Origin of the sequence: Nonomuraea sp. AD125B, from assembly GCF_041402765.1 — a bacterium.
In the GTDB taxonomy this organism is placed as follows: domain Bacteria; phylum Actinomycetota; class Actinomycetes; order Streptosporangiales; family Streptosporangiaceae; genus Nonomuraea; species Nonomuraea bangladeshensis.
Genome location: NZ_JBGLOU010000020.1, coordinates 107,516 through 130,966 on the forward strand (window position 1 = coordinate 107,516; position 23,451 = coordinate 130,966).

A 23,451-nucleotide genomic window follows, 5' to 3' on the forward strand; every position below is an offset into this window, starting at 1 on the left:
CGTCGCACCATTCTCCCAGGTCAGAGGGGTTCGGCCGGGGCCCTGCGCGCGGAGCAGGTGCGAGCCTTCGGTTCACTCCTGCGGGCGTACCACCGCGACCGGGCAGCGCGCGTGGTGGAGCACCCCTCGGCTGACCGACCCGAGGAACAGCGAGCCGAGCGCGCCGCGCCCGTGCGAACCGACCACGATCAGGTCGCAGGCGACGCCGGTGAGCGCGTCGATCGGGTGCGCGTTCTGGACGTCCTCGACGACCTCCACGTCCGGAAATTTCGCCCGCCAGGGCGCGAGCCGGGTGCTGACGAGCCGGTGCCGGGAGGCGCGTACCTCGTCCAGGTCGTAGGAGATCTCGGGGGCGAAGGCGTGCACGGGCACCTGCCAGGCGTGGATCGGACGCAGCGTGGCGCCGTACGACCTGGCCCGCTCGAAGGCGTAGCCGAGGGCCGGCTCGCAGGTGTCGGACTCGTCGACGCCGACCCCGATGACGCCGGTCTCCTCCCGGGGCTCGGCGCGTACGACGACCACGGGGCAGCGCGCCTGCGCGGCCACCTCCATGGTGACCGAGCCGAGCAGGGCGCCGGCGAACCCGCCCACGCCGCGATTGCCGACGACCACCTCGCTCGCCTCCTGCTCGCGCAGCACGGCCGCGGGAACGCCCTCCACCAGGCGGGTGCTCACCTCCACGGCCGGCTGCCGGGCGCGGGCGGCCTCCTCCGCGGTCGCCAGCACCCTGCCCGCCGCCCTCCGCAGGGGTTCGTGCTGGCCTGCGAAGATCTCGTACGGCCGCAGGTCCAGGACGTGCACGATCCGCAACTCCGCGCCGGCCCTGGCCGCGTCGTCGGCGGCCCACTCGACGGCCGTGGTGCTCGGCGCCGAACCGTCCACGCCCGCGACGATCAGGCCGGTCACGGTCCCTCCTGTCCGGTGGTTTCGCGTGGCCGTACCACGGCCACCGGGCACTTGGCGTGGTGCAGCACGCCGTGGCTGACCGAGCCGAGCACCGCGGAGGAGAACCCGCCCAGCCCGCGTGAGCCGACGACGACGAGATCCGCCGTGTCCGTGGCGTCGGAGAGCGCGGCCACGGGATGGTCGCGCCGTTGCTCGTCGTCGATCACGATGTCGGGGTTGGCCTCCCGCCAGCGGTCCGCCCGCTCGTGGGCCGCCCGCGCGTCCTCCTCGAAGTAGGCCGCGAGCTGAGGGCCCTGAACCGGCCAGGAGGACTCCACCACCGGCACCCGCCAGGCGTAGATCACCCGCAGGCGGGCCTGGCGGGCGCGGGCCTGTTCGATCGCGTACGCCACGGCCTCCCGGGCGTGCGGCGAGCCGTCGTCACCGGCCACGACCAGACCGTGCTCGCCGCCGACGTCGCCGTGGACGATCACCACGGGGCCGGCGGCGTGACCGGCCACGGCCAGCCCCACGGAGCCGAGCAGCATCCCGGCGAACCCGCCCGCGCCCCTGCTGCCGAGCACCACGCTGTCGGCGGACGCCGACTCGGCCACCAGCACGTCGATCACGTTGCCGGCCAGCATCACCGTACTGACCTGGACATCCGTGCTCAGCGCGCGAGCTCTGTCCGCCGCCGCCTCCAGCGCGCCCTCGCAGTACCTCGACGTGTCCACGCCATGCGACCACTGCTCACAGACGTGCACGATCCGCAGCGGCAACCCCCGCCTGCGGGCGTCGGCGGCGGCCCACTCCACGGCCGGCGCCGATGACGGGGAGCCATCCGTACCGACCACGACAGGTCCACCCATCATCCCTCGCCTCCACCGGCCGGCTCCCCTACAACCTCCCCATTCCCATAACGGACAACAAGACACGATCAATCAGAAACCACCGCTCTGTCAGGACCGTCCCGGCTCGCGCCGGCCAACCAGCCGATCACCGCCATCAGGGTCACCACCCCGACGGCGACCAGCGCGGGAAAGTGCCGCGCGGGGACGAGGCGGTCGAGAGCGCTGTCGTCGTTGAGCTCCCACAGCGAGCTCGTGGGGTTGGCCTCGATGGCGAGGGCGAGAGTCAGCAGATAACCGACGCCCACGACCGCGCGCGGCACGATCCGGGCGACACTGGGACGGCGGTTCAGCCAGCCGTCCAGGGCATCGAGGAAGGCCGCCTCGGCGGCGAGGACGAAGGCGATGCTGAACGCCCACGCCCGCGCCGACGCGAGCTCCCTCTCCAAAGACCCCACGCGACCGGCATCCACCAGGTCCGCGCTGACGGCGAAGTCCAGGCAGCCGGGTGCCTGGCGGGCCAACTCGATGACGCCCACGCAGTCCGCCAGATAGCGCTCACGCTGTTGCGGCTCGACGACGACATGCCCCGCGATGATCACCATTCATCACTCCTCTGCCAGGCCCGAACGCGACCGTCCTGAACTGTGACCATCGACCGAGCCGGAACCGGCGGCCAGAGTGATGCTCGACAAGGCGCCGACCAGGACGGGCTGGTAGGCGCTCGCTCACGAACAGGGGATGCCGTTGAACGACATGAAAGAGCATTACTCGGACATCGCCGGCTACTTCTCCGAAACTCTGTGCATCACCTGGTGTGAGGGACTCACCCTCGACGAGGTGGCCGTTGTCTTCGGCAGCGGCCCGGACACCGGCCTGCGATACGACCTGGTCGAGGCGGAGAACGCCGGCCACGAAGCGCGAGAGGAGGCCGGCGGCGTCGCCTGCAGCGCGATCGCCGGGCAACTCGGCTCCTGGTTGGTCGTCGTGGAGCCCGATTACGGCGACACCGGCTCCGATCATGAAACCCTCCGTGCGCTGTCCGCGAAAGGCAAGGCCCTCAACGTCTACTCAGGCGTCAACAGCCACAGCCTCGACTACTACGTGAATGCGCAGCCGCTGACCGTTCTGCAATTCATGGAGTGGGGGGAGGAGCCTTTCCACCGGCAGGGCGAGCAGCCATACCTGCTGGACGATCTCGTCGGAGACTTCTCCGGCAAGCGGGCCACGGACTTCCAGGCGTTCGCGCTGGCGCTGGCCGAGCGGATGACGGGCGTCCGCCTGACCCACGACTGGCTGTTCGACAAGCACCGCTGGCTACGGTGGGAGAATTGGGATTAGGCATCCTTATGAACCTTGGCCGACCGACCGAGGGTCAAGATCTGCATCTCACCTCCAGGGACTCCAGGCAATGTGGAGGGCGCACTCCTTTACAGCGTAGATCCACAGATGTGAGCAACCCACCTCGGACGCTCACGCCCATGGTTCTCAGCGGGCGGGTTCGTCGCCTCACTCGTGCAGTTCCTGGCGGGGCCTTCCGATGCCTCGCCATGAAGCGTGTTCCGGAAGGGACTGCACATGGAACGGCTCTGCCAAGATTCCGGACCCGGGCACCCCACGCCCCGGGGGCCCTGGATCTTGGTCGCGGTTGCCTCCATACTGCCGTGGGTGACGTTGCGGATAGAGATCCTCGGCTCCCTCCGTGCTTATCGTGGGCAGGCGGAACTCGACCTCGGGCCGGCCCAGCAGCGAAGCGTCCTGGCCGTGCTGGCCCTGGCCGAGGGCCGCTGCGCGCCGATGTCAGAGCTGGTCGACATCCTGTGGGGCGAGAGATCGCCCGCCACGGCCGTCAACGTCCTGCACACCTACGTCAAACGGCTGCGGCGCATCCTCGAACCCGATCGCCCCAGCCGCGTGGCCAGCCGCCTGCTCCCGCGCGTCGGCGACGGCTACCTGCTCAGCACCGACGAGGTCGAGGTGGACCTCTGGGAGTTTCGCGCCCTGGCCAGGCAGGGTGGCGGTCACGATCGGGTGCGGCGGGCGGTGGCGCTCTGGCGCGGCCAGCCGCTGGCCGAGCTGCGCCCCCTGGCGGGGCATCCGCTGCTGGCGGGGCTGGCTCAGGAGCTGATCGTCGCCCTGGAGACCTTTGCCGAATCGGCCGTCCTGAACGGGCACGCGGTCGACGTGCTGCCCCTGGCCGAGGAGATGGGCCGCATGGCGCCGCTGGACGAGCGCGTTCACAGCGTCCTCATTGAGCTCTACCTGGCCACCGGCAGGCGGGCCGAGGCGCTGATGCACTACCGCGACATCAGCCGCAGGCTCGACGAGGAACTCGGCGTGCGGCCGGGCGCGCAGCTCGCTGCCGCCCACGAACTCGCCCTGCACGCCGACACGCTCCAGCCGGGCAAGCAGCAGGCCGCCAAGCCGCAGGCGGGCGGGCAGCCGGCCGCGCCGGGGTGGGGAAGATTACCCGTCCCCGCCCAGCTCCCTCCCGACATCAGCGACTTCTCGGGCCGGCTCGGCCAGCTCTCGGCGCTGTCGCGCATCCTCGGCTCCCCGGCCGACGGTCGTACGGCGATGCCGACGGCGGTGGTCACCGGGCTGGGCGGCGTCGGCAAGACCACCCTGGCCGTGCATCTGGGGCATCTGTTACGGGAGAACTTCCCCGACGGGCAGCTCTTCGTCGACCTGCACGGCACCGACCGGCCCGCCGCCGATCCCGCGGCGGTGCTGCACCGGCTGCTGATGTCCATGGGCGTGAACGGGTCTGTCATCCCCAAGGAGCTCGACGACCGGGTGGCGCTGTACCGCAGCAGGATGGCGGGCCGCCGGGTGCTGCTGGTGCTGGACAACGCCGTGGAGGAGAGCCAGGTGCGCCCGTTGCTGCCCGGCGCCGCCACCTGCGCCACGGTGGTCACCAGCCGGTCGCGGCTCATGGGATTGAGCGGCGCGCACCGGCTCGACCTCGGCGTCTTCACCGCCGACGAGGCGATGGACGTGCTCGTGCACCTGATCGGCGAGCAGCGGGTGAGGGGTGAGGGCGACGCCGCCCGCGCGATCCTGGAGGCGTGCGGCCACATCCCGCTGGCCGTCCGCGTGGCGGGCGCCCGCCTGGCCGCCCAGCCCCACCTGAGCCTGGAACGTTTCCGCAGGCAGCTGAGCGACGAGCGCCGCAGGCTGGACCACCTGTCGGCCGGTGACCTGGCGGTGCGAGCGACCTTCGGGCTGAGCTACGACGCGCTGCCGCCGGCCGTACGGCGGGCCTTCCGCGTCCTGGGGCTGCTGGACGTCGCCGACTTCGCCGACTGGACCCTGGCGGCCCTCCTGGACGAGCCGCAGGAGCAGGCGGAGCGCCTGCTCGACCAGCTCATCGACGTGCAGCTGGTGTCGGTCGCCGACCAGGACGAGACGGGCGAGCCGCGTTACCGCATGCACGACCTGATCAAGCTGTACGCGGCGGAGCGGGCGGCGCTGGAGGACGACGAGGCCGCGCGGGAGGAGGCCAGGGTCAGGGCCTACGCGACCTGGCTCTCGCTCGCCGAGCAGGCGGACACGGAGCTGGCCTACCGGACCCTGCCCGCGCTGCGCGGTCCGGCGCCCCGCAGGAGGCTGCCGGCGGAGCACACCGGCCTGCTGCTGGACGATCCGGTGAAATGGTTCCAGAGCGAGCGGGCGAACCTGGCGGTCGTGATCACGCAGAGCGCTCGCGAGGGACGAGCCGACCTGGCGTGGAACCTGGCCGAGGCGTGCGTGGGCTTCCACGAGATGCGCGACCTGCTGGAGGAGAGCCAGGCGGTGCACGCGGTCGCGATGGCGGCGTGTGGCGAGGACGTTCCGCGGGGGCGGGCGGTGATGGCCCGCAACCTCGCCTACCTGTTCAGCGTGCCGATGATCCAGCCGCTCGCGATGCACGAGCACGCCCAGATCGCGCTCGACCTGTTCCGCTCGGTGGGAGACATCCGCGGCGAAATCCATGCGCTCGCGATGCTGGGCACCGCGGTGCTCGCCGAGGGGCACGGCGAGGAGGGTCTGGAGTTGATGCACCTGGCGCAACGGCTGACCGGGGAGCACGGCCACGATGCCGGCTTCGACTTCGTCCACGCGGGCCTGGGTTTCACCTACCGTGAGCGCGGCGAGCTGGAACTCGCCTCGGCGCACCTCGAGCGGGTGGTCGAGCGGGCCAGGGATCGCAAGGTGAACCGGCTGCACCTGACGGCGCTCCGCTCGCTCGGCATGGTCCGCCACTACCAGGGCCGTTACGACGAGAGCCGCGAGGCGCTGCTGCAGGGCCTGCGGCTCAGCAGGAGCCTCGGAGTGCGGCTGAAGGAGCTGCTGGCGCTGGTCGTGCTCGGCGAGAGCGGGGTGCTCACCAAGCAGCCGGACGCCGACTCCTTCCTCGACACGGCCGAGGAGCTCAGCGAGGAGATGGCCGGCGAGATCACCCGCGCCATCGTCTCGCGGAGCCTGGCCACCAGGGACCTGGTGAACGGCCGCTTCGAGCAGGCGCGCGAGCGTCTGCTGTTCTCCCTGCGGGTCTTCCGCGAGCTGGGGGTGCTGCACCTTCAGGCCATGGTGCTGAAGGCCCTCGGCATCGCCCACGTCATGCTGGGCGAGAACGCGCAGGCCCTGGCGGCGTGGGAGGAGGCCAGGGGACTGTACGGGAGGATCGGCAACCGGCATGAGATGGAAGAGATCGAGACGCTCGTCGCCGGAGCCACCGGCTGACGATGATCCATTCGGCGTCCAGTCGTGATCCATTCGGGTGGTCTAGCCTCCGTGGCGGATCCACCGCCGGATCCGCCATCGGGACCGCACCCCTCCCCGCCTGGAGCGCCCATGATCTCCGTGTCCCTGATCATCGACAATCCCGATCTGCTGGTCATCGCCACCGCCTCACTGGCGGCCGACCCCGGCTGCAGGCTTCTGGCCAGAGCCGGCAGCCTCCCCGAGCTGACCGAGCGGCAGGGGGACCGGGCGGACGTGATCGTCGTGGACGCCGCCCTGGCCGGGCCGCCCGACGGCGCCGAGACCCTCCGGCTCCTGCGCGCCGCGGGCCACCGCGCCTTCGCGCTCGGCGAGGACGCCGCCCTCGTGGAGGCGCCCGCGCAGTCCGCTCTCGCGCCCGGCCGGCTCGCGCCCGCCATCCGCGCCTTGCTGGGGGTCGGCCCGCAGTTGTCGGGCCAGGAACGGGCGGTGCTGCTCGGCTACGCCTCCGGGCTCACGCTGGAGACCGCCGCGCGCCGGGCGGGCATCCAGCCGTCCACGGCCAAGAAGTACCTGGAACGTATCAAACGCAAGTACGCCGACTGCGGGCGCAGCGCCTACACCAAGGTGGACCTGGCTCGCTGCGCCCGTGAGGACGGCCTGCTCGGCTGACGGCTCAGCCGGGAAGGCCGACCGGCAGCAGGTACAGCGCGCTCTCGGCGACCCCGTCGAGCCCGAACAGCTCGTGCACCAGGTCGTCGTAGAAACCGCCGAGGGTGATCGTGCCCAGCCCCAGCGCGGTCGCCGCCAGGGTCAGGTTCTGCGCGACGTGGCCTGCCTCCAGCAGGGCGAAGCGCAGGGCCCGCGTGCCGTACCTGGGGCGGTGGGTGTCGAGGTTGGCGGTCAGCAGCAGGACGGCGGGCACGCGGGTGACGTCGATCAGGCCGAGCCGCTCGTCCACCCGCGCCGAGGTCAGCCACATCGAGGTGGCCGCCAGTTCGTCGTCCGCCGGCGGCGCTCCGAGCCGTCGCAGGGCGCGGCCGTCCTCGCCGACGTGGTAGGTGCCCGGGTCCAGCCCTTCGACCTCGCGCACGACCAGACGCAGGCGCGTGCCGTACCTGGCTCCCGCGCCGGGGAACGGGCGGCGCCGGTAGGCATGGGCGGGGCCGTCGCCGAAGCGCAGCGTGCGGTCGGCCCTGGCGCCGAACGCCAGGCCCAGCAGCGAGCCCAGCTCCGCGGCGCCCACCGGGCCGGTAAGGGTACGGCAGGAGGCCCGGCGGTCCAGGGCCTCGCCCAGCGGCAGGCTGAGCGGCGGGCCCTCCGGCAGGCGCACCTCGGGCAGTCCGGGCATCGGCGGCCGGTCCTGGGAGGGCACGCCGTGGGAGTCGTCGGGCAGCGACGGCAGGATCCCCGGCGGGTACTTCGACTCCTCCAGGTAGCGCTGGTCGGCTCCCGCGTCGGCGGCCAGCAGCGCGGCGACCAGCCAGCACACCGCGCGCTCCTCGTCGGGCCGGACGCCCAGACGGTTGCAGAGCATGTGCAACTGCGACGCCCAGATCCACAGCCGGCGCACCTCGTCGAGCCCGCGCGCGGCCAGCTCGCCGTCCGCCTCGGCCACCGTACGGCGCCAGCGGACGCACAGATCGTCATCCTCGGCGGCGGCCAGCAGGTGGCGCAGCGCCTCGCCCTGGCCGGCCACGAGCCTGGCGGTGCGCGCCAGGGGCACGGCGGGCGGCAGGAGCTCGACCTCGCCGGTGTGCCGCCAGCTCGCCGCGTGCCTGCGCAGCCAGGCCGCCGCGGCCCGCTCGTCCAGGCCGAGTCCCAGCGTGGTGGCGCGGACGAGGTGGATGGCGGCGCTCAACCGTCCTTGCGGGAAGCGCCCTGACAGCGCCTCCACGGCGGTCTCGGTGGAGCGGCAGAAGACCCGCTCGGCCACGCCGATGCCCTCGGCTCCGCCGTACCTGCCGGTCTCCGGCTCGTAGGCGATCGACTTCACGATCCCGTGCGGCGTCCAGCCGGCGTCGGCGGGCAGGTCGGGGGGCAGATCGCCCGCCACCGCGTCCGCCAGCGCGTCCGCCACCGCCCGCTCCAGCTCCGCCGGGTCGCGGGCGCCGAGGGCGCGCACGCGCAGGTGCGGCCCGCCCTCCCAGTACCTGATGAAGAACCAACCGGACGTGCGGCGGGCGGCCATGAGCGGGCCCAGGACGCCGGTGAGGAAGTCGTCGGTCCGCTCCACGGACCAGTGCACGAAGCAATGCAGGCTCGTCCAGGTGTCCACGGCAGTCCTCACGTCAGGGGAAGGGGTGGGGGTGGAAGGGCAGGTCGTCGTAGCGCGGCGGTGCGGGCAGGCGGCCCAGCCTCGCGGGCACCTCCAGCAGCCGGGGCAGGCCGCGGGTGCGGCGGTAGACGTGGCCGAAGGTCATCGGCAGCGACCCCGGCACGATCACCTTGGCGGCGTGCAGCCCGAGCCGCTCGCGGGTGACCGGCTCGCTCTGGTCGACCGCTATCACCTCCAAGCCCCGCGCCGCCAGCTGCGCCACCCACTCCGACAGGTGCTCGCCCAGGTCGGGTACGGCGGGGCGGCGGGGCCACACCTCGCGCCAGGACACGGGGGTCTCCTCGCCGCTCAGGAAGGAGTGCCAGGGGGCGGCCTCGGCCAGAGCGTTGACGAAGACGTGGTCGTCGACCGTGCGGACCAGCGTGGGGTCCTCCAGCATGGGCCGCAGCCGGTCGGGGTCGAAGGAGACGATGCGCGGATCCGCGGCGTTCCTGGCGTTGATGTAGACCTCGACGACGGCCGACCTGACGGCGGTGAGCGGGTCATGGTGGGCCCCGGCCGCGAACAGGGCGTTCGGCCGCCGCGGATCCGGCACGCGCCGGCGGATCATGCTGAGGACGGCCGGCACGCCGAAGTCGTTGGTGGCGTCGAACAGCAGCAGATCGTGCCCGAGCGAGCCGAGCCGGTCGGCCAGGCGGCAGATCTGCGGGTCCTCCGTCGGGGTGGCGATCCGCCGCAGCGGCGTGCGGGCGTACCAGGCCATCAGGAAGGCGTCGCGCTCGGCGACCTCGAACAGTCCGTACAGAATCGCCTCGGCCAGGCTGGAGCCGAGCCCGCAGCCGTTGGAGGAGTCGTAGATCGAGCGCCTGCCGCGCAGCCGCCAGTACACCAGCTCCTCGGGCACCAGCCGGTCGCGCCCGTGGGTCAGCGACCAGCCGTGGACCCAGGCGAGCGGCAGGCCGGGAGCGTAGGGCGTCAGGCGGAAGGCCGGATGGTCCGTCAACTCCGGCTCGTGCAGGCCGAGGGTGGCCGGATCGACCGCGACGTGCGGGTCGAGCTCGGCGTGGGCGGCGCGCACGACGGTACGGCTGCCGCGCGGCGTCATGCCGGTCAGCCGCTCCAGCGCCTCGAACAACGCCACCCGCTCGGCGTCGGCGAAGTCCTCCGCCCTGCCGTACCCCGCCTCGGAGGAGTCGGCGGCGCCCGGCAACTCGGCGCTGGCCAGGGGCAGGCTGCGCGAGCCCCAGCGGAACAGCCGCAGCACCGGGCCGACCCGCCAGTCCAGCAGGACCTCACGCAGCCCGTCCGCGCCGGCCGTGCGGGGGTTGGCCTCGCGCAGGCCGGTGCCGGTGACCGGGTGCGAGGCGATCGTGATCGGGCGCGGGGAGTCGTCGGGCAGCGGTGCGCAGACCCGGCAGCCGCCGAAGGGCCGCACCCGGTGGGTGGAGACCTCCAGGCTCTCGCCCCTGATCGCCCACATGACGCCGTCCTGCGGTCGCTCCGCCAGGCGCTCGACCAGGCGCTCGACCAGGGCGGCGACCGTCGGCGGGACCGAGCCGCCCATGACCTGGCCGGTGTGCGGGGTGTGGCCGGGCAGGGCGTGGATCCTGGCGTGCTCGGCGCAGGCCACGCACGCGCTCGTTCCCGGTCCGGTGAGCGGGCCGACCAGCACCAGGCCGCCGTCGCAGCGCACCGGAAGGACGGCGGGCCCGCCGTCCACGGCGCGGGCGGCCAGCTCGGTGACCGATTCCAGGGTCCAGGTGTCGAGGACGACGACGTCGAAGTCCATGCTCAGCTCCGCCAGATCTGGAAGCCCGCCGCGCTCACCGCGCAGGGCCGTTCGTCGCGGTGAGGCAGGCAGCCGGTCAGCTCGCGCAGGCGGGCCTGCAGCTCCTCCTCGTACGCGGAGAGCGCGGCGGGCCACAACCACCGGCCCAGATCGCCGTCGCGCTCCTCGGGGGTGAGATCGGGGCAGGGTACGGCTCCGCAGACCGGCGTGACCGGCCCCGGTGCCAGGAGCGTGCCGACTGCGGCCATGGCGGCCATGGCCGCCGCCTCGTCACGGTCGCGCTCGACCGCCCAGCCCAGGCGGGAGCCGCCGCCGTCGACGATCTCGGCGTGCCAGGCGCCGTCCAGGTCGCGCAGGCACAGCCGCACGGCGCGGCCCAGACGGCGGGTCAGGACGCGCCACCAGTGGCTGCCGGGGACCGGGCCGCGCCACGGGGAGAGCCCGGCGGCCAGGCGGTCGGCCAGGCGGCGCAGGAGGACGCCGCAGGCGTGCAGCTCGTCCGCGCCCACGGCCGCGCGCGCCGGGTCCTCGCCGATGAGCGCCTGGGCAGCGGCCTGAACGGCCGCCAGATGGGCGGTGTCGGTCGTGGGACCGGCTCCGGTGACCTCGCGGCCGGGCAGCGGGCAGACGACCAGGCCGAGGGGGAGCTGGGGGTGGCCGTCCGGGACGGCGGGGGGCAGCGCCCCGAGGTCGGGGTCGGTGAGCAGCGCGGCCCGCCGGAGCGCCTCCTCCAGCGTGACGCGGCGGGCGGGCGGGACCGGGGCGGCCGGCGGCCAGGGGCGGTAGGAGGCCTCCAGCGGGTCGGCCTTGGCGAGCAGGACCTCGCCGGACCTGGCGGGCCATCCGGCGATCGCCCTCACCATCCGGTCGGCCGCCGCGGCTCCCAGCAGCTCCGCCAGCATCGCATCGGGCGCGAGCCCATGGCCCGCACCGGGCAGGTGAGGGATGGTCGGGGGGTCGGCGAGGCGAGTGGCGGTCGGGGGGCCCGCGAGGCGGGTGGCCGGGGCGCCGGGCAGGTGAGGGGTGGCCGGGGGGCCCGCGAGGCGGGTGGTCAGGGCGTCGGCCAGGGCGGCGGCCTGGGCGGGGGGCAGGGCGGGTGTGACGAACCCCGTCGGGCCCAGGCCGGCGGCGCGGACCACCAGTACGCCCGCGATGAGCGTGAGGCCGTCCGAGGCGGGCGCCGTGCGGGCGCCGACATGGCAGCGGGCCAGCGCCTCACGCGCCGCCTCCGCCAGCCGCCCCTCGCCCCGCACCGTCACGGTGGCCGCGCCCAGCGAGCGCCACGCCGCGTCCGGGTCGGGCGCCGCAGATTCCAGCCATCCCCGTACGGCCGGCGGCATGCCGTCGCCGGGCCGTACCGCCACCAGCAGGTCGTGCTCCCGCAGCCGATCGAGCAGCATCCGCACGGCCTCCCGCAGAGCGGGCTCCGGGCACAGCGCGTCGAGATCGCGCTCGCTCACCCCCTCGGCGAGCAACGGCGCCAGCCGCTGCCACAGCGGCCACAGCCCGGCCGCCCCCTCCAGGCTGACCGCGCCGCTCCACGACCGCAGGTGCACACCCGCGGGCAGGCGACCGGCCCGCACCACAGGGCGCAGCCGCAGGACCGCCTCCGCGCTCACGCCGGAGCTCCGCTCAGCCGCTCGCGCCACGTCCGCCCGGTGATGCGCTCGACCGCCTCGCTGAACAGGTAGGCGGCCAGGTAACGCTCCACAGGCCGCAGGTCGCACAGCGCCAGCAGGCGGTAGAGCACGTTGGTGCCGAAACGGTAGAGCCCGAAGGGTCTGCTCAGCGCCACCTTCTCGAACCCGGACCGGTTGAGCAGCTGGTGGTATTCGCTGTAGTGGCGGCGGGTGAAGTCCCACCGGATCTCGGTGTCGCCGCCGAAACGGGCGGCGACGGCGGCGTGCCCGTTACGGCCACCGACCAGGGCGGCGGTGTCGAGAGCGGCGTCGGCGTGCGCGGACGCGTCACGCGACCAGGCGCGCCAGGCCGCCGCGACGCCCTCCAGCCGGCCGGGCAGCACCCCGCCTTCCGCGACGGTGCGGACCAGCTCGGTCACCCCCGCGCCGCGCTCGGCCCACTGGCGCTCGAAGGCCGCCTCCAGGCTGCCGTCGGGATCCTCGTAGGCCAGATGGTCGGCCACGTGCGACAGGAAGGACTGGTAGCCCGCTCCCAGCCCGGCCGGATAGCCGGCGGCATGAGCGGTGATCGCGACCAGGGCGAGGGTGACGCGGGAGCCGGGGTCGCCGGCCAGCTCGAGTGACCGCTCCACCGCACCCAGGCCGAGGGCCAGCAGCTCGCACCGCTCGAGCACGGCGGCCCGCGAGCCCAGCAGGTCGACCAGGGGAGCCAGGTCGGCAGGGCGCACCAGCACCGAGTTGTCAGGGTGGAGGGGTGCGTACGGCCCGGGCACGAGCTCGGCCCGCCCGGCCAGTTCCGCCTGCCGTACCAGCTCGGCCGGATCCACCACGGCGGTGGAGGGGAAGGCCGCCAGGTGGCGTCGGCAGGCGTCGGCGGCCTCCTCCGCGGCCCGGGCGTGATCGCCAGGACCGTGGAAGCGGAGCAGGACGTGCGGCCCGCGCAACCAATGCCGATCGAGGTGGACGCTGCCGGGAAAAGACCGCGCGAGCGGAATGAGGAATTGCCGCAGCAACGGCGCCTTGAAGTCCTCGTAATAATGGCAGACAACGTCGATCATACGTACCCGTCCAAGCGCGCAAATGGGTTCTTGAATGGCCGGGGCGCAGTTCCGGCGGAAGCGGCGTCCCGGCCGGTGGATCACTCGATCTCGGTACCGCCGCAGCAGGACGACGAGCCGCAGGTGGAGCAACCGCCGCAGCTCGACGATCCTGACGAGGCGCCGGTCTCGGGCAGGGCGACGGCGTCACGCATGGCCGTCACCTGCAGACTGGACAGATCCAGGTCGGCGAGGCCGAAGTCGGCGGTAGTGATCGCAGGGGACATGATTCACCTCCCAGGTGCTGGAGTTCGACTCCCGGAGTATGGGCCGCGTCCCGCCGCGATCACCTGACAGCTTTTCTGCTGTCTTGACCATGCTGTCGGAAAGGTGTACTGACAGCGGTCGGCCAATTTTTCGGACCTTGACTGTCGCGAGCCCACGTGAATACGCTTCGCCCGTTTCCACGACGCGATCGGTATCGGTGAAGAAATGAACGCTGTCGAGGTCGAGAATCTCACCAAGAATTACCGGGGAAATCCCCGTGCCGCGGTCGACGGGATCAGCTTCGAGGTACGCCACGGAGAGGTCTTCGGCATGCTCGGCCCGAACGGGGCCGGCAAGACCACCACGGTCGGCGTGCTGACCACGCGGGTGCGTCCCAGCGGCGGCCGGGTGGTCGTCGAGGGCGTCGACGTGCTGCGGGAACCGACGCGGGCCAGGCAGGTGCTGGCCGTGGTGCCGCAACGGACCAACCTGGACCGCTCGCTGAGCATCCGGCAGGTCCTGCAGTGCCACGCCGCCTACCACGCGGTGCCCCGCGCCGAGCGGCGCAGGAGGGCCGACGAGCTGCTGGAGCGCATGGGCCTGGCCGACCGCGCGGGCGACCGCACCGACCGGCTCTCCGGGGGTCAGGCGCAGCGCGTGATGATCGCCAGGGCGCTCATGCACGAGCCGCGCGTGCTGTTCCTGGACGAGCCGTCCGGCGGGCTGGACCCGCAGTCACGGCTGTTCGTGCACGAGCGCATCGCCGAGCTGCGCGAGCGCGGCGTGACCGTGGTGCTGACGACGCACCAGATGGACGAGGCGGCCAAGCTCTGCGACCGGGTCGCCATCCTGGACCACGGCAAGGTGCTGGCGCTGGACACTCCCGGCGCCCTGGTCAGGGAGCTGCCGGGCAGCAACACCCTCACGCTCGCGCTGGACTCGGCCGAGGGCGCGGCGGCCGCGGCGCTCGCCGCCGTCGAGACCGTCGAACGCGTGGAGGAGCTGCCGGGCGGGCGCGTACGCCTGTACACCTCGCACGATCCCGGTGAGGTGCTGCCCACCGTGGTCAAGGCGCTGGCCGGCCACGACCTCACGCTCGCCGGGGTGGAGTTCGCCCGCCTCGGCCTGGAGGACGTCTTCCTCCGCCTCACCGGACGGGAGCTGCGATGACCACCATCGACGAGGCCAGGGCCGCGACCCCCAGGCCGCCCGTGGCGCGCTCCTTCGCCGCCATCCTCACGCGCGACCTCGTCGTCACCTGGCGCGAGCTGCCCGCCTTCCTGACCCAGGTGGTGCTGCAGCCGCTGTTCATCCTGTTCGTCTTCGGCACGGTCCTGGGCGACCTGGGCTACGTCGGCGGCGACTTCGGCGCGGTGCTGCTGCCTGGAGTCATCGCGCTCAACGCCTTCGTCGGAGGGCTGCAGAACACCGCGCTGCCGCTGACGCTTGACTTCTCCTACAGCAGGGAGATCGAGGACCGGCTGCTGGCCCCGCTGCCGATCTGGCTGGTGGCCGTCGAGAAGATGCTCTTCGGCACGGTTCGCGGCCTGCTCGCCGGAGCGGTCATGATCCCGCTGGGCCTGCTCGTCCTGCCGGGCACCGAGATCGCCCTCGCCTCCGTGCCGCCCGCCCTGCTCGTCATGGCCCTGGGGGCCTTCGTGGGCTCGGCGATCGGGATGACCCTGGGCACCGCGGTCTCGCCCCGGGGCATCAACACCGTCTTCGCGGCGGTGCTGACGCCGCTGATGTTCACCGGGGCCACCCAGTTCCCCTGGCCGGAGCTGGAGCGGCTGCCGTGGTTCCAGGTCGTCTGCGCGCTCAACCCGCTCACCTACGTCAGCGAGGCCATGCGCGCGGTCATGGTCCCCCAGATCCCGCACCTCGCGTTCTGGCTCTGCCTGCTGGTCATGGCGGTGGCCGGCGCGGGGTTCGCGGTCGCGGGCGCGCTCGGTTTCGGCCGCCGCGCCCTGGACTGAAGGAGGTGCCCGCCGCTTCCCTTCCACCCGCCAGCCGCACTCGCACGTGTACGGAAAGGAATGAAACCCCATGCCGAACCTGACCTTCAACCTGGAGGACCTGGCTCTGGAGGAGCTGTCGGTCACCACGATGCGCGACGGCGTCGCGCTTCCCGAGACCGGCGCCTCCGCCTGCAGCGCGTTCACCTCGATCGCCACGTCCTCGTCCTGCTGCTGCATCGTCATCCAGTAGGGAGCGTGCGATGACCGATTTCCCCTTCGAGGTGACGGATCTGAACCTGGAGGAGCTGTCGGTGACGGCGATGCGCGACAGCGTCGCCCTCCCCGAGACCGCCGCCTCCGGGTGCCTCACCACCTCCTCGTGCTGCTCGTGCATCCAACCCACCTGAGTGAGAGAAGGTGCCATGCCCAGTTTCGCCTTCCAGGTCGACGAGCTGGCTCTGGAGGAGCTGTCGGTGACGGCAATGCGTGACAGCGTCGCGCTTCCCGAGACCGGCGCCTCCGGCATCAGCTGCTCCAACCTGTCGATGTCGTGCAGCTCCTGCTGCTCCATCGACCCGATCTAGGAAGCCGCTCCCATCCCCCGGCCGCTCACGGGTGGCCGGGGGACCACCCACAGAGGATGCGTGATGACCAGCACATTGGACAGGCCGTCAGGCAGCGGTACGGCGAGCGCCGAACTGGCGCCCTTCGCGGTGGTCAGGCGCGCGGCCCTGCCGTACCCCGAACGTCCCCAGCGGGCCGAGCCGTGGCGTGCGGCCCTGCGTGAGCTGTCCGGGCTGCTGCGCCGGATGGAGGCGGCCGCGCCCGGCCTGTCCGACGCGCTCGCCGCCAGTGCCGCCCGCCACTCCCTCGACTTCCACCGCGCCGTGGTGCTGCCGCTGCGGCGCGACGTCCACAACGGCCGGGTGCCGCGCGAGTCCCTCGTGGCCCGGCTCGGCGACCTGCCGGAAAGGGTGCCCGGACTGGCCGGGTGGCTGGCCGCCGCCCGCGCACGCGCCCGGCTGGAGCAGGAGCTCGCGGCCGGATGGGGCGACGCGCTGACGGCGGAACGCGAGGTCCTGGCCGGCATCTGTACGGCCGAGCCGCTGCGCCAGGCCGTCACCCTCACCGGGCGCGACCTGCTGTACGGCGTGGACCGTACGGCGGCGTGTGCCGGGCGCCCCGACAAGCGCGCCCGCCAGGCCGAGCCCACCGTGCTGCGCTACGCGCTGCGCGCCACCTCCAAGACCAGCCCGCTGTCCTGGTACACCTCGGTCGGCCTCGGCTGGTGGGACGGGCGCCCTGGCTGCGACCCCCCGCCGCGCGCCTGCTCGCAGGTCAACCACGTCCTGGTCACCCGGCTGCTGAACGCCCTCCTCGGGGACCCGGGCAGACGCGTGAACCTGCCGCACCGGCTCGCACCCGCCCTGCGCGAACGCGATGGGCGGGTGGTGTACCAGCGCGACATCCCCCAGGCCGACGCCACCCACGTGCACGCGGCCCGGGAGGAACGGGTCGAGCTCGCCCTCACCGGGCCGGTCGCCTTCCTCCTCCGGCACCTGCGCCAAGGGGAACGCACCCCTCGGGAACTGGCCGAACTGCTGGCGCGCAACATCGCCAGCCCGGCGGCCGCGCAGGCGGCGGGCGCGTACGTGGGACAGATGATCGACGTCGGGCTCATCGTGCCGGTGTGGCCGGTCGACCCGCAGGACCCGGACGTGCTGGGCTCCCTGGCCCGCTGGCTGGAGACCGCCCCGACCGCCGGCGGCGTGGTCTCAGACGGCGTGGTCGCTGATCTTCTGGTCGCGGGCGACTCGCTGGCCGGGCGGCTGGCGAGCCTGCGAGAGCGCACCGCGGCCTTCTCCAGCCTGCCCGCCGCCGCCCGCCCGGCCGCGCTCGCCGCGCTGGCCGACGACTGGCGGGAGACGGGCGAGCTCGTGGGCGCCGACCTGGCCGGGGTGCCGGTTCTCATGGAGGACGTCACCCTCCCCCGCCCCCTGGCCCTGGGCGCCGGGCACGGCCGCGCCGACCTTCCCGCGCTGGCCCGGCTCACCCCGCTGACCATGCTCTTCGACCACCACCTGTTCGTCCGCCGCCTGGTCACCGAGCGGTTCGTCGACCTGTACGGCAGCGGCGCCCGCGTGCCCCTGTCCGCCTGCACGGAGCTGATGTCGCAGGTCTGGAGCCAGGTGCTCGGCAACAGGCAGCGCGACCCCGGCATCGAGGCCGCCCGCGAGCAGGTGCGCGAGCTGATCTCCGCCGCCGGCGACCCGCACTCGCTCGACCGCGAGATCCCCAGGGAAGCCGTCGACGCCGCCGCGGACCTGCTGCCCGCCTGGGTGCACGCCCGGCCGGTCTCCTACTCCTACTTCGTCCAGCCCGTCCCCGGCGGCGGGCTCGCGGTCAACCACGTCTACGCCGGGTTCGCCAGGTTCACCAGCCGCTTCCTGCCCCAGCTCGACCCCTCGGCCACGGCGGCCGTGACGGAATGGCTGCACCGCGTCCTGGGCCCCGACACCGTGCAATACCGGCCGGTGCTGGGCTTCAACGCCAACCTGCACCCCATGGTCACCGCCCGCGAGGTGGGCGAGGACCCGCGCTGGGCCGACCTCCCGCCCGAGGAGCTCGACCTCCTCCACGACGAGGACACCGAGCTCGTCCGGGTCGTCGACCGCGCCACCGGACGCCCCCTGAGCGTGCTCTACCTCGGCTTCCTCGTGCCCTACTCGCTGCCGGACCGCACCGCGCCCCTCACCGCGGACCTGGTGTGCGGGCATCCGGCGCTGTCCGGCCTCGCGGGCAGGCGCGAGACGGGCGGGGTGACGGAGCTGGGACGGCTGACCCACGACGGGATCGTGCTGCAGCGCCGCAAGTGGAAGTTCGCCGACGACGCCGCCACCGCGCTGCGCGAAGCCTTCAGGAGCGAGCATCCCGCCGTCGCCGCCGCCCGCCTCCGGGCCCGCCACGGGCTGCCCGAGCACCTGTTCGCCGAGGCGTCCACGGCCGTGGACTCGCTGGCTGGGTTCCTACGCAAGCTGCGGGCGGCCAAGCCGCAGTACGTCGATCTGGGCAACGCGCTGCACCTGCGCTGCCTGCCCGCCCACCTGGAGCGGTACCCCGAGGACATCGCCCTGGTGGAGGCCCTGCCGGTGCCGGGGACCGTGGACGAACCGGTGACCGAGCTCATCGTCGAATCCTGCTGGAGAGCCTCATGAGCGAGTTGGACGTCGTCTGCTACTACTACGAGCCGGTCAAGGCGGGGCTGCTCAGGCAGGCCGTCTTCCCCGCGCTGGAGGAGGCGGTCGCGGCGGGCGTGCGCGGGCACGTCGAGCGCCACTGGCTCCACGGCCCCCACGTGCGCGTCCGCCTCCGACTCGGCCCAGGCACGAGGAGCGCCGCGAACCCGGTCTCCGCGCCCGGAGCGGCCGCCCCGGCGGAGCTGGCCGCTGCCGCGGAACTGGTGGCCGATCGGTTGCGCGGCCACCTGAGCCGCCACCCCTCGACCCATCGGCAGACCTCCGCCGAACTACTCGCCCACTCGCGCGAGGCCGGGCGCCTGGAGCTGGTCGCCGGGCCGTACGAGCCCATTTTTCCCGACAACACCGTCACCACCACCCCCGCCGACCACGCCTCGGCGGCCGGGCTGCTGGGCTCGGCCGAGCTGGTACGGCTGCGCTCGCGCGTGCTCGAACGGGGCATGCCGCCGTGCCGTACCGCCCTGGACCAGCTCGCGTCGGACGGCGACAGCGCGCCCGGCCGAATCGCCCTGGCGATCACCGCGATGACCGTGCACGCCGACGAGTACCCGCACGGCCTGCGGCACGGCTACCACTCCTTCCTGTCGCACGTGGAGGATTTCCTCACCTGGCACGACCCGGACGGGCGGGTCCGGCGTGGTCTCGACACCGCCTGGGAACGCAACCGCGAGGCGACCGTCGACCTCGTGGCACGCATCGCCGAAGGACACCGGCCCTCCGCCGCCGTGTCGGCCTGGCGGGCCTGGAGCGCGGCGGCCCGCGCCGAGGCCGGGCAGGCCTACGACGACGGCGTCCTGGTGATGGAGCTCGGACCCGGCTACGCCGCACGCGCCGCCCTGCTCGACGATCCGCGCACCGCCCGGCGCTGGGACCCGGGCGCCCCGCGCGAGGTCAGTGAATACCATCGGGCGCTGCGCTCGGTGGACTTCACCCGGCCTCCGCTCGGCCGCAGCTTCACCGTCTACCGGTTCGGCACGAACATGCTCTACCAGCTGCTGGCCGTCTGCGACGTCACCCCCATGGAGCGGTACCTGGCCGCCTCGATGATGGCCCGCGCGGTCCAGCAGGTGACGGGCACCAGCTGGCGCGAACAGCTCGGGGCGCCCCTCGGGTCGGTGGCGCGATGACGGAGGTGCTCCGGCTGCGCCCGGTCGTCCACGCCGCCCCCACCGCCGACGGGGTGCACGTACGCGGGTGGACGTCGAGCTTCACCGTCAAGGGCGGGACCGGGCTGTGGCGGCTGTGGGAGCAGCTCGCCGCGGCCCTGGCGGGCGGCGTACCCGCCCCCGAGCTGGCCGCCCCGCCCGGCGCCCCGGAACCGGTCGCCCGCGCCGTCGAGCTGATCATCGGCCAGCTGCGCGAGCACGACATGCTCGTGGCCGTGCCGCAGGGGTGGGGAGAACCGGGCCCCGGCCTGCCGCCGATCGCGGTGGCCGCCTGGCTTGAGTCCTCGGCGGCCGATCCCGCCGCCGCGTGGCACCGGCTCGCCGGGACGGTGTTCACGGTCCGCGGCGCGGGGGCGCCGGCCGCCGCCGCCGAGCGCGCCCTGGCCGCAGCGGGGATGCGCTACCGCCGCGTACCGGGGCCGGCCTCCACGCTGACGCTGGAGGCGTCGGACCGGCTCGCCGTGGTGGCCGGGTGCCTGGGAGAGGTCGGCTACGCCGTACCCCCGGGCTCCGCCGACACGGCGGCAGCGCTGGCCGCCTCCGTGGCCCACCGCCTGTCGGGCGGGTCAACCGAGACCTCGACGGATGAGGCATCCGCCGACGCGGCCCCCCGCCTGTCGAACGGGCCCACCGCGGAGCCGCCCGAGGTCCTTTGCGCACTGGTGGCCGGGGCTGCGGTGCACCGGTTGCTGTGCGCGGCGGCCGGGCTGCCCGACCCCTCCCGGGAAGGGCGCGAGACCCCCGCACCGCACCACGCGGTCCTGGTCGCCCGCCTCGACCCGCTCAGGATGGCCTATCACCCCTGGCCCGAGGCCGAACCACCCCGCGAGGCGCTCTCCTGGGAGGAGGCCGTGGCGGCACTCGACGTCCTCGCCGATCCTGAGCTGGGCCTGGTGCCCGCCCCACAGGCGCAGGATCTGCCCCAGCTCCCCGTCAACCTGGCCGCCTGTGGCGAGGTGGTGGGCTACGGCACCACGCTGGACGCCGCCCACCTGCACGCCGCCCTGTCCGCGGTCGCCCGGCCCTCCGACATGGCCATCGGCGTGGATCACCTGCACGCCCGCGGCCTGGCCCTGCGCCTGGCCACCCATCGCGACCGGCTGGAACCGGTGGAGGCCGTGGAGCTCGTGGAGGAGGCGGAGTGGGCCGACGATCCCGCGGCGCGCCGCTGGTGGAAAGCGCTGACCCTACGCCTGGCCGTACCGGCGAGCATCGAGGTGGTACGGCTCGCGGCCGGCGTGGTGCATGCCCAGGTGAGTGCACGCGGGTGCGTCCTCGGCTGGGCGGTGGAAGCCGAAGCAGGCGAGGCGGCGGCCTTCGCCCTGCTCGCGGCGACGGCGAGGGAACAGGCGCACCGAGCGGGCCGGTCGATCGCCGAAGGTCCACCGGTCTGCGGCGCGACCCCGGCATGGCAGCCCTCGCCCCAGCCGCTTCCCTGGGGGTACCGGGACCATGCTTGGCCGTCTGGCTCCCGCGAAGGCGAGGCCCGCCTTCAGCAGGCCCTCGCAGCCCTGGCCGGCGAGCATGAGATCTGTGGAGCTGAGGCCACCGCGCTCAGGCCGGCTGCACTCGTAGCAGACGAAGCCGGGGCCGGCGGACTGCGGGCGGTTTCGGGTCTGGTCGCGGTCCGGATACCCCCTGCCCGCGCGGCGCGGCCGCTCGTCCTCGGACGCGCCCGATGAAGATCCGCTCCTGCGTGACAGAGCTACGCGACACGGACGCCGAGGCGCTCTTCCTGACCCGGTACCGCCTGGCCGAGCTGGAGGAGCTCGCCGCCCGCAGCAAGAGCAGACGGCATCCGTTACTGCCGATCTGTCATGAGGGCGCACTGGTCCTGATCGGCCCGGTCCAGGGCCCCGGAGGCGGCGTCTGCCTGGCCTGCGCCGAGACCCAGCGGCTGGCCGCGTTCGGGACCGCCGTCCCGGTGGGCGACCCGCGGCTCACCCTGCGAGGTGTGGCGTCGCCCGCCTTCCAGCCCGCTCTGCTGGAGCTGGCGGCCACGATGCTCGCCGACGCCGAGCAGCACGCGGACGTCGTCTACGCCCTGCGGACCGACCACGGCTCCATGACCCGCCACACCGTCATGCCCAGCACCGAGGGATGCCCGACGTGCGCACCGCGGCCGGCGGAGGAGCCCGTCGCCCAGCCATCGCCCCCGGCTGCGACGGCCGTCGCACAGACGTCGTCCCCCGCCGCAGAACCCGCTGCCCGAGCACCGCTGCCGGCCGTCGCGGGCACCTTGCGTACCCACAACCCGAGGACCGAGGGCTCACGCCTGCACGACACGCTCGTCGACTCGCGTTACGGCCCAGTGGCAGGTCTCAGACGCAGTGGCTCCCTGGCCCTGCCCACGGTGGCCGCGATGCTGGCCGGTGACCCGGACGGGCAGGTGGCCGGGTTCGGCCGGACGGGGGACTTCGCGCAGTCGGAGCGGGTGGCCCTGTTCGAGGCGGTCGAGCGACTCAGCGGCATGCGCCCGCACGGCGGCCCGGCCGGCGCGGCCGGCACGGGTGGCGCGGGTGGCGCGGGCAGGGTGGCGCGGGCGGGTGGCGCAGGCGGTGCGGTGTGGGCGGCCTTCGCCGACCTGGGCCCGGACCGCGCGGTCGATCCCGCCACGCTGGGCCTGCACGAGCCCGACCGGTACCGGACCGACCCCCACCGCACCCTGGTCCCCTACACCCCCGACGTGCCGACCACCTGGGCGCAAGGCTGGTCCTTCACCCGCTCCACTCCCCTTCTCGTCCCCGAGCACGTCGCCTACTGGGGGCTGCCACGAAGCGACGCGGCCAGGTTCGTGGCTGAGACCTCCAGCGGCTGCGGGCTGGGCAACAGCCTGGCCGAGGCGGTGCTGCACGGCTTCTTCGAGGTCGCGGAGCGCGACGCGTTCCTGATGGCCTGGTACGCGGGCACCCCGCTGCCCCGTCTCGCCGTACCGGACGATCATCTCCTGCTGCCCCACCTGGTCGATCGCCTCGACCACCGTGGGTACGTCCTGGAATTCCTCGACGCCACGAACGATCTCGGCGTCCCCGTCGCCCTGGCGATGGCCCGGCGGAGGGACGGCAGGCAGCCCGCGGCCTTCTTCGCCGCAGGAGCGCATCCCGATCCGGTGGCCGCGATGGTCTCGGCCGCCGCGGAGATCGCCGTGGACGTCGAATCCGCCGCCGACCGGGCCAGGCGGGCGCCGGGCGACTACACGAGGGAGCGGCTGCTGCGCCTGCTCGACGACCCGGACCGGATCCGCACCATGGAGGACCACGTCGCCGTGTACGGCCTGCCGGAGGCGGCAGGGAAGTACGCGTTCCTCCTGGAGGACGCTCCGGAACCGGTGCCCGCCCCCGCTCCGCCCGGCGGCGACCTGTGGGCGGTTCTCGACCACTACGTCGGCCATCTGCGTGGGCTCGGCCTGGAGCTCGTCGCCGTGGACCAGAGCCATCCCGTCATCCGCGACCGTCTGGGCCTGCGTGCGGCGAAGGTGATCGTGCCGGGCACGCTGCCGATGACCTTCGGCCACGCCAACCGGCGCCTGCGCGGCCTGGACCGGCTCTGGAGCGTCCCCGCCCTCCTGGGCCGCCGCCCCACACGTGGACCCGACCGCCTGCCACCCCACCCATTCCCGTGA

At 73.6% G+C, this 23,451-nt stretch carries 20 protein-coding genes; 12 read left to right on the forward strand and 8 right to left on the reverse strand.

The annotated features are described in order from the left end of the window. Positions 1 to 72 precede the first annotated feature (72 nt). The 3 genes from ACBR40_RS40005 to ACBR40_RS40015 form a co-directional block, all read right to left on the reverse strand. Positions 73 to 906 carry a universal stress protein gene (locus ACBR40_RS40005; RefSeq protein WP_371252082.1) on the reverse strand — a complete coding sequence of 278 codons (834 nt, stop codon included), beginning with the start codon at positions 904 to 906 and terminating at the stop codon, positions 73 to 75. Next, the gene (locus ACBR40_RS40010) at positions 903 to 1,739 is read right to left on the reverse strand and encodes a universal stress protein (protein ID WP_371252083.1); all 837 of its coding nucleotides are present in this window, start codon (positions 1,737 to 1,739) and stop codon (positions 903 to 905) included. The genes ACBR40_RS40005 and ACBR40_RS40010 overlap by 4 nt, the downstream gene beginning before the upstream one ends. An 83-nt stretch (positions 1,740 to 1,822) precedes the next feature. After that, positions 1,823 to 2,338 carry a putative quinol monooxygenase gene (locus ACBR40_RS40015; protein ID WP_371252084.1) on the reverse strand — a complete coding sequence of 172 codons (516 nt, stop codon included), beginning with the start codon at positions 2,336 to 2,338 and terminating at the stop codon, positions 1,823 to 1,825. A gap of 136 nt (positions 2,339 to 2,474) precedes the next feature. Here ACBR40_RS40015 and ACBR40_RS40020 point away from each other — a divergent pair, with 136 nt between their 5' ends. The 3 genes from ACBR40_RS40020 to ACBR40_RS40030 all read left to right on the forward strand — a co-directional run bounded on the left by ACBR40_RS40020 (position 2,475) and on the right by ACBR40_RS40030 (position 7,109). Then, positions 2,475 to 3,074, forward strand: coding sequence for a DUF6461 domain-containing protein (locus tag ACBR40_RS40020; RefSeq protein ID WP_371252085.1), 600 nt, complete (start codon positions 2,475 to 2,477; stop codon positions 3,072 to 3,074). A gap of 327 nt (positions 3,075 to 3,401) precedes the next feature. Beyond that, a complete protein-coding gene (locus ACBR40_RS40025) occupies positions 3,402 to 6,458 on the forward strand; it encodes a BTAD domain-containing putative transcriptional regulator (RefSeq protein ID WP_371252086.1) in 3,057 nt (1,018 codons plus the stop codon). A gap of 111 nt (positions 6,459 to 6,569) precedes the next feature. Further along, positions 6,570 to 7,109 (forward strand): response regulator transcription factor, encoded by a 540-nt coding sequence (locus tag ACBR40_RS40030; protein WP_371252087.1) that lies wholly within the window; start codon positions 6,570 to 6,572, stop codon positions 7,107 to 7,109. A gap of 4 nt (positions 7,110 to 7,113) precedes the next feature. Here the strand turns inward: ACBR40_RS40030 and ACBR40_RS40035 are convergent, their stop codons facing one another. From ACBR40_RS40035 to ACBR40_RS40055, 5 genes are all read right to left on the reverse strand, one after another. Next, a complete protein-coding gene (locus ACBR40_RS40035) occupies positions 7,114 to 8,715 on the reverse strand; it encodes a thiopeptide-type bacteriocin biosynthesis protein (protein WP_371252088.1) in 1,602 nt (533 codons plus the stop codon). Between the two features lie 13 nt (positions 8,716 to 8,728). After that, positions 8,729 to 10,504: a TOMM precursor leader peptide-binding protein gene (locus ACBR40_RS40040; RefSeq protein WP_371252089.1), complete on the reverse strand. Its 1,776-nt coding sequence runs from the start codon at positions 10,502 to 10,504 to the stop codon at positions 8,729 to 8,731. A 2-nt stretch (positions 10,505 to 10,506) separates the two neighbouring features. Beyond that, complete coding sequence (locus ACBR40_RS40045) at positions 10,507 to 12,123, reverse strand: hypothetical protein (protein WP_371252090.1); 1,617 nt, start codon at positions 12,121 to 12,123, stop codon at positions 10,507 to 10,509. Then, positions 12,120 to 13,202, reverse strand: a complete 1,083-nt coding sequence (locus ACBR40_RS40050) for a hypothetical protein (protein ID WP_371252091.1) — start codon at positions 13,200 to 13,202, stop codon at positions 12,120 to 12,122. Before ACBR40_RS40050 ends, ACBR40_RS40045 begins: the two co-directional genes overlap by 4 nt. 80 nt (positions 13,203 to 13,282) lie before the next feature. After that, entirely contained in the window at positions 13,283 to 13,468 is a 186-nt protein-coding gene (locus ACBR40_RS40055) for a thiazolylpeptide-type bacteriocin (protein WP_329579942.1), read from the reverse strand. A gap of 205 nt (positions 13,469 to 13,673) precedes the next feature. On the opposite strand from ACBR40_RS40055, the gene ACBR40_RS40060 reads away from it, so the two are divergent. The 9 genes from ACBR40_RS40060 to ACBR40_RS40100 all read left to right on the forward strand — a co-directional run bounded on the left by ACBR40_RS40060 (position 13,674) and on the right by ACBR40_RS40100 (position 23,451). After that, positions 13,674 to 14,618 carry an ABC transporter ATP-binding protein gene (locus ACBR40_RS40060; RefSeq protein ID WP_371252092.1) on the forward strand — a complete coding sequence of 315 codons (945 nt, stop codon included), beginning with the start codon at positions 13,674 to 13,676 and terminating at the stop codon, positions 14,616 to 14,618. After that, positions 14,615 to 15,424, forward strand: coding sequence for an ABC transporter permease (locus tag ACBR40_RS40065; RefSeq protein ID WP_344205442.1), 810 nt, complete (start codon positions 14,615 to 14,617; stop codon positions 15,422 to 15,424). Before ACBR40_RS40060 ends, ACBR40_RS40065 begins: the two co-directional genes overlap by 4 nt. A 70-nt stretch (positions 15,425 to 15,494) precedes the next feature. After that, positions 15,495 to 15,656, forward strand: coding sequence for a thiazolylpeptide-type bacteriocin (locus ACBR40_RS40070; protein ID WP_329579952.1), 162 nt, complete (start codon positions 15,495 to 15,497; stop codon positions 15,654 to 15,656). A gap of 10 nt (positions 15,657 to 15,666) precedes the next feature. Beyond that, positions 15,667 to 15,813 (forward strand): thiazolylpeptide-type bacteriocin, encoded by a 147-nt coding sequence (locus ACBR40_RS40075; protein WP_371252093.1) that lies wholly within the window; start codon positions 15,667 to 15,669, stop codon positions 15,811 to 15,813. A 15-nt stretch (positions 15,814 to 15,828) separates the two neighbouring features. Next, a complete protein-coding gene (locus ACBR40_RS40080; RefSeq protein WP_329579958.1) occupies positions 15,829 to 15,990 on the forward strand; it encodes a thiazolylpeptide-type bacteriocin in 162 nt (53 codons plus the stop codon). Between the two features lie 63 nt (positions 15,991 to 16,053). Further along, a complete protein-coding gene (locus ACBR40_RS40085) occupies positions 16,054 to 18,621 on the forward strand; it encodes a lantibiotic dehydratase (RefSeq protein WP_371252094.1) in 2,568 nt (855 codons plus the stop codon). Further along, complete coding sequence (locus ACBR40_RS40090) at positions 18,618 to 19,790, forward strand: hypothetical protein (RefSeq protein WP_371252095.1); 1,173 nt, start codon at positions 18,618 to 18,620, stop codon at positions 19,788 to 19,790. Before ACBR40_RS40085 ends, ACBR40_RS40090 begins: the two co-directional genes overlap by 4 nt. Next, positions 19,787 to 21,511 carry a hypothetical protein gene (locus tag ACBR40_RS40095; RefSeq protein ID WP_371252096.1) on the forward strand — a complete coding sequence of 575 codons (1,725 nt, stop codon included), beginning with the start codon at positions 19,787 to 19,789 and terminating at the stop codon, positions 21,509 to 21,511. The genes ACBR40_RS40090 and ACBR40_RS40095 overlap by 4 nt, the downstream gene beginning before the upstream one ends. A gap of 14 nt (positions 21,512 to 21,525) precedes the next feature. Beyond that, the gene (locus tag ACBR40_RS40100) at positions 21,526 to 23,451 is read left to right on the forward strand and encodes a TOMM precursor leader peptide-binding protein (protein WP_371252097.1); all 1,926 of its coding nucleotides are present in this window, start codon (positions 21,526 to 21,528) and stop codon (positions 23,449 to 23,451) included.

Excerpts from the sequence above, each read along its gene's own strand:
- ACBR40_RS40065 (WP_344205442.1), top strand. The coding sequence starts at position 14,615 with ATGACCACCATCGACGAGGCCAGGGCCGCGACCCCCAGGCCGCCCGTG.
- ACBR40_RS40095 (WP_371252096.1), top strand. The coding sequence starts at position 19,787 with ATGACGGAGGTGCTCCGGCTGCGCCCGGTCGTCCACGCCGCCCCCACC.
- ACBR40_RS40080 (WP_329579958.1), top strand. The coding sequence starts at position 15,829 with ATGCCCAGTTTCGCCTTCCAGGTCGACGAGCTGGCTCTGGAGGAGCTG.
- ACBR40_RS40070 (WP_329579952.1), top strand. The coding sequence starts at position 15,495 with ATGCCGAACCTGACCTTCAACCTGGAGGACCTGGCTCTGGAGGAGCTG.
- ACBR40_RS40075 (WP_371252093.1), top strand. The coding sequence starts at position 15,667 with ATGACCGATTTCCCCTTCGAGGTGACGGATCTGAACCTGGAGGAGCTG.
- ACBR40_RS40040 (WP_371252089.1), bottom strand. The coding sequence starts at position 10,504 with ATGGACTTCGACGTCGTCGTCCTCGACACCTGGACCCTGGAATCGGTC.
- ACBR40_RS40090 (WP_371252095.1), top strand. The coding sequence starts at position 18,618 with ATGAGCGAGTTGGACGTCGTCTGCTACTACTACGAGCCGGTCAAGGCG.
- ACBR40_RS40015 (WP_371252084.1), bottom strand. The coding sequence starts at position 2,338 with ATGGTGATCATCGCGGGGCATGTCGTCGTCGAGCCGCAACAGCGTGAG.
- ACBR40_RS40060 (WP_371252092.1), top strand. The coding sequence starts at position 13,674 with ATGAACGCTGTCGAGGTCGAGAATCTCACCAAGAATTACCGGGGAAAT.
- ACBR40_RS40050 (WP_371252091.1), bottom strand. The coding sequence starts at position 13,202 with ATGATCGACGTTGTCTGCCATTATTACGAGGACTTCAAGGCGCCGTTG.
- ACBR40_RS40020 (WP_371252085.1), top strand. The coding sequence starts at position 2,475 with ATGCCGTTGAACGACATGAAAGAGCATTACTCGGACATCGCCGGCTAC.
- ACBR40_RS40085 (WP_371252094.1), top strand. The coding sequence starts at position 16,054 with ATGACCAGCACATTGGACAGGCCGTCAGGCAGCGGTACGGCGAGCGCC.
- ACBR40_RS40055 (WP_329579942.1), bottom strand. The coding sequence starts at position 13,468 with ATGTCCCCTGCGATCACTACCGCCGACTTCGGCCTCGCCGACCTGGAT.
- ACBR40_RS40030 (WP_371252087.1), top strand. The coding sequence starts at position 6,570 with ATGATCTCCGTGTCCCTGATCATCGACAATCCCGATCTGCTGGTCATC.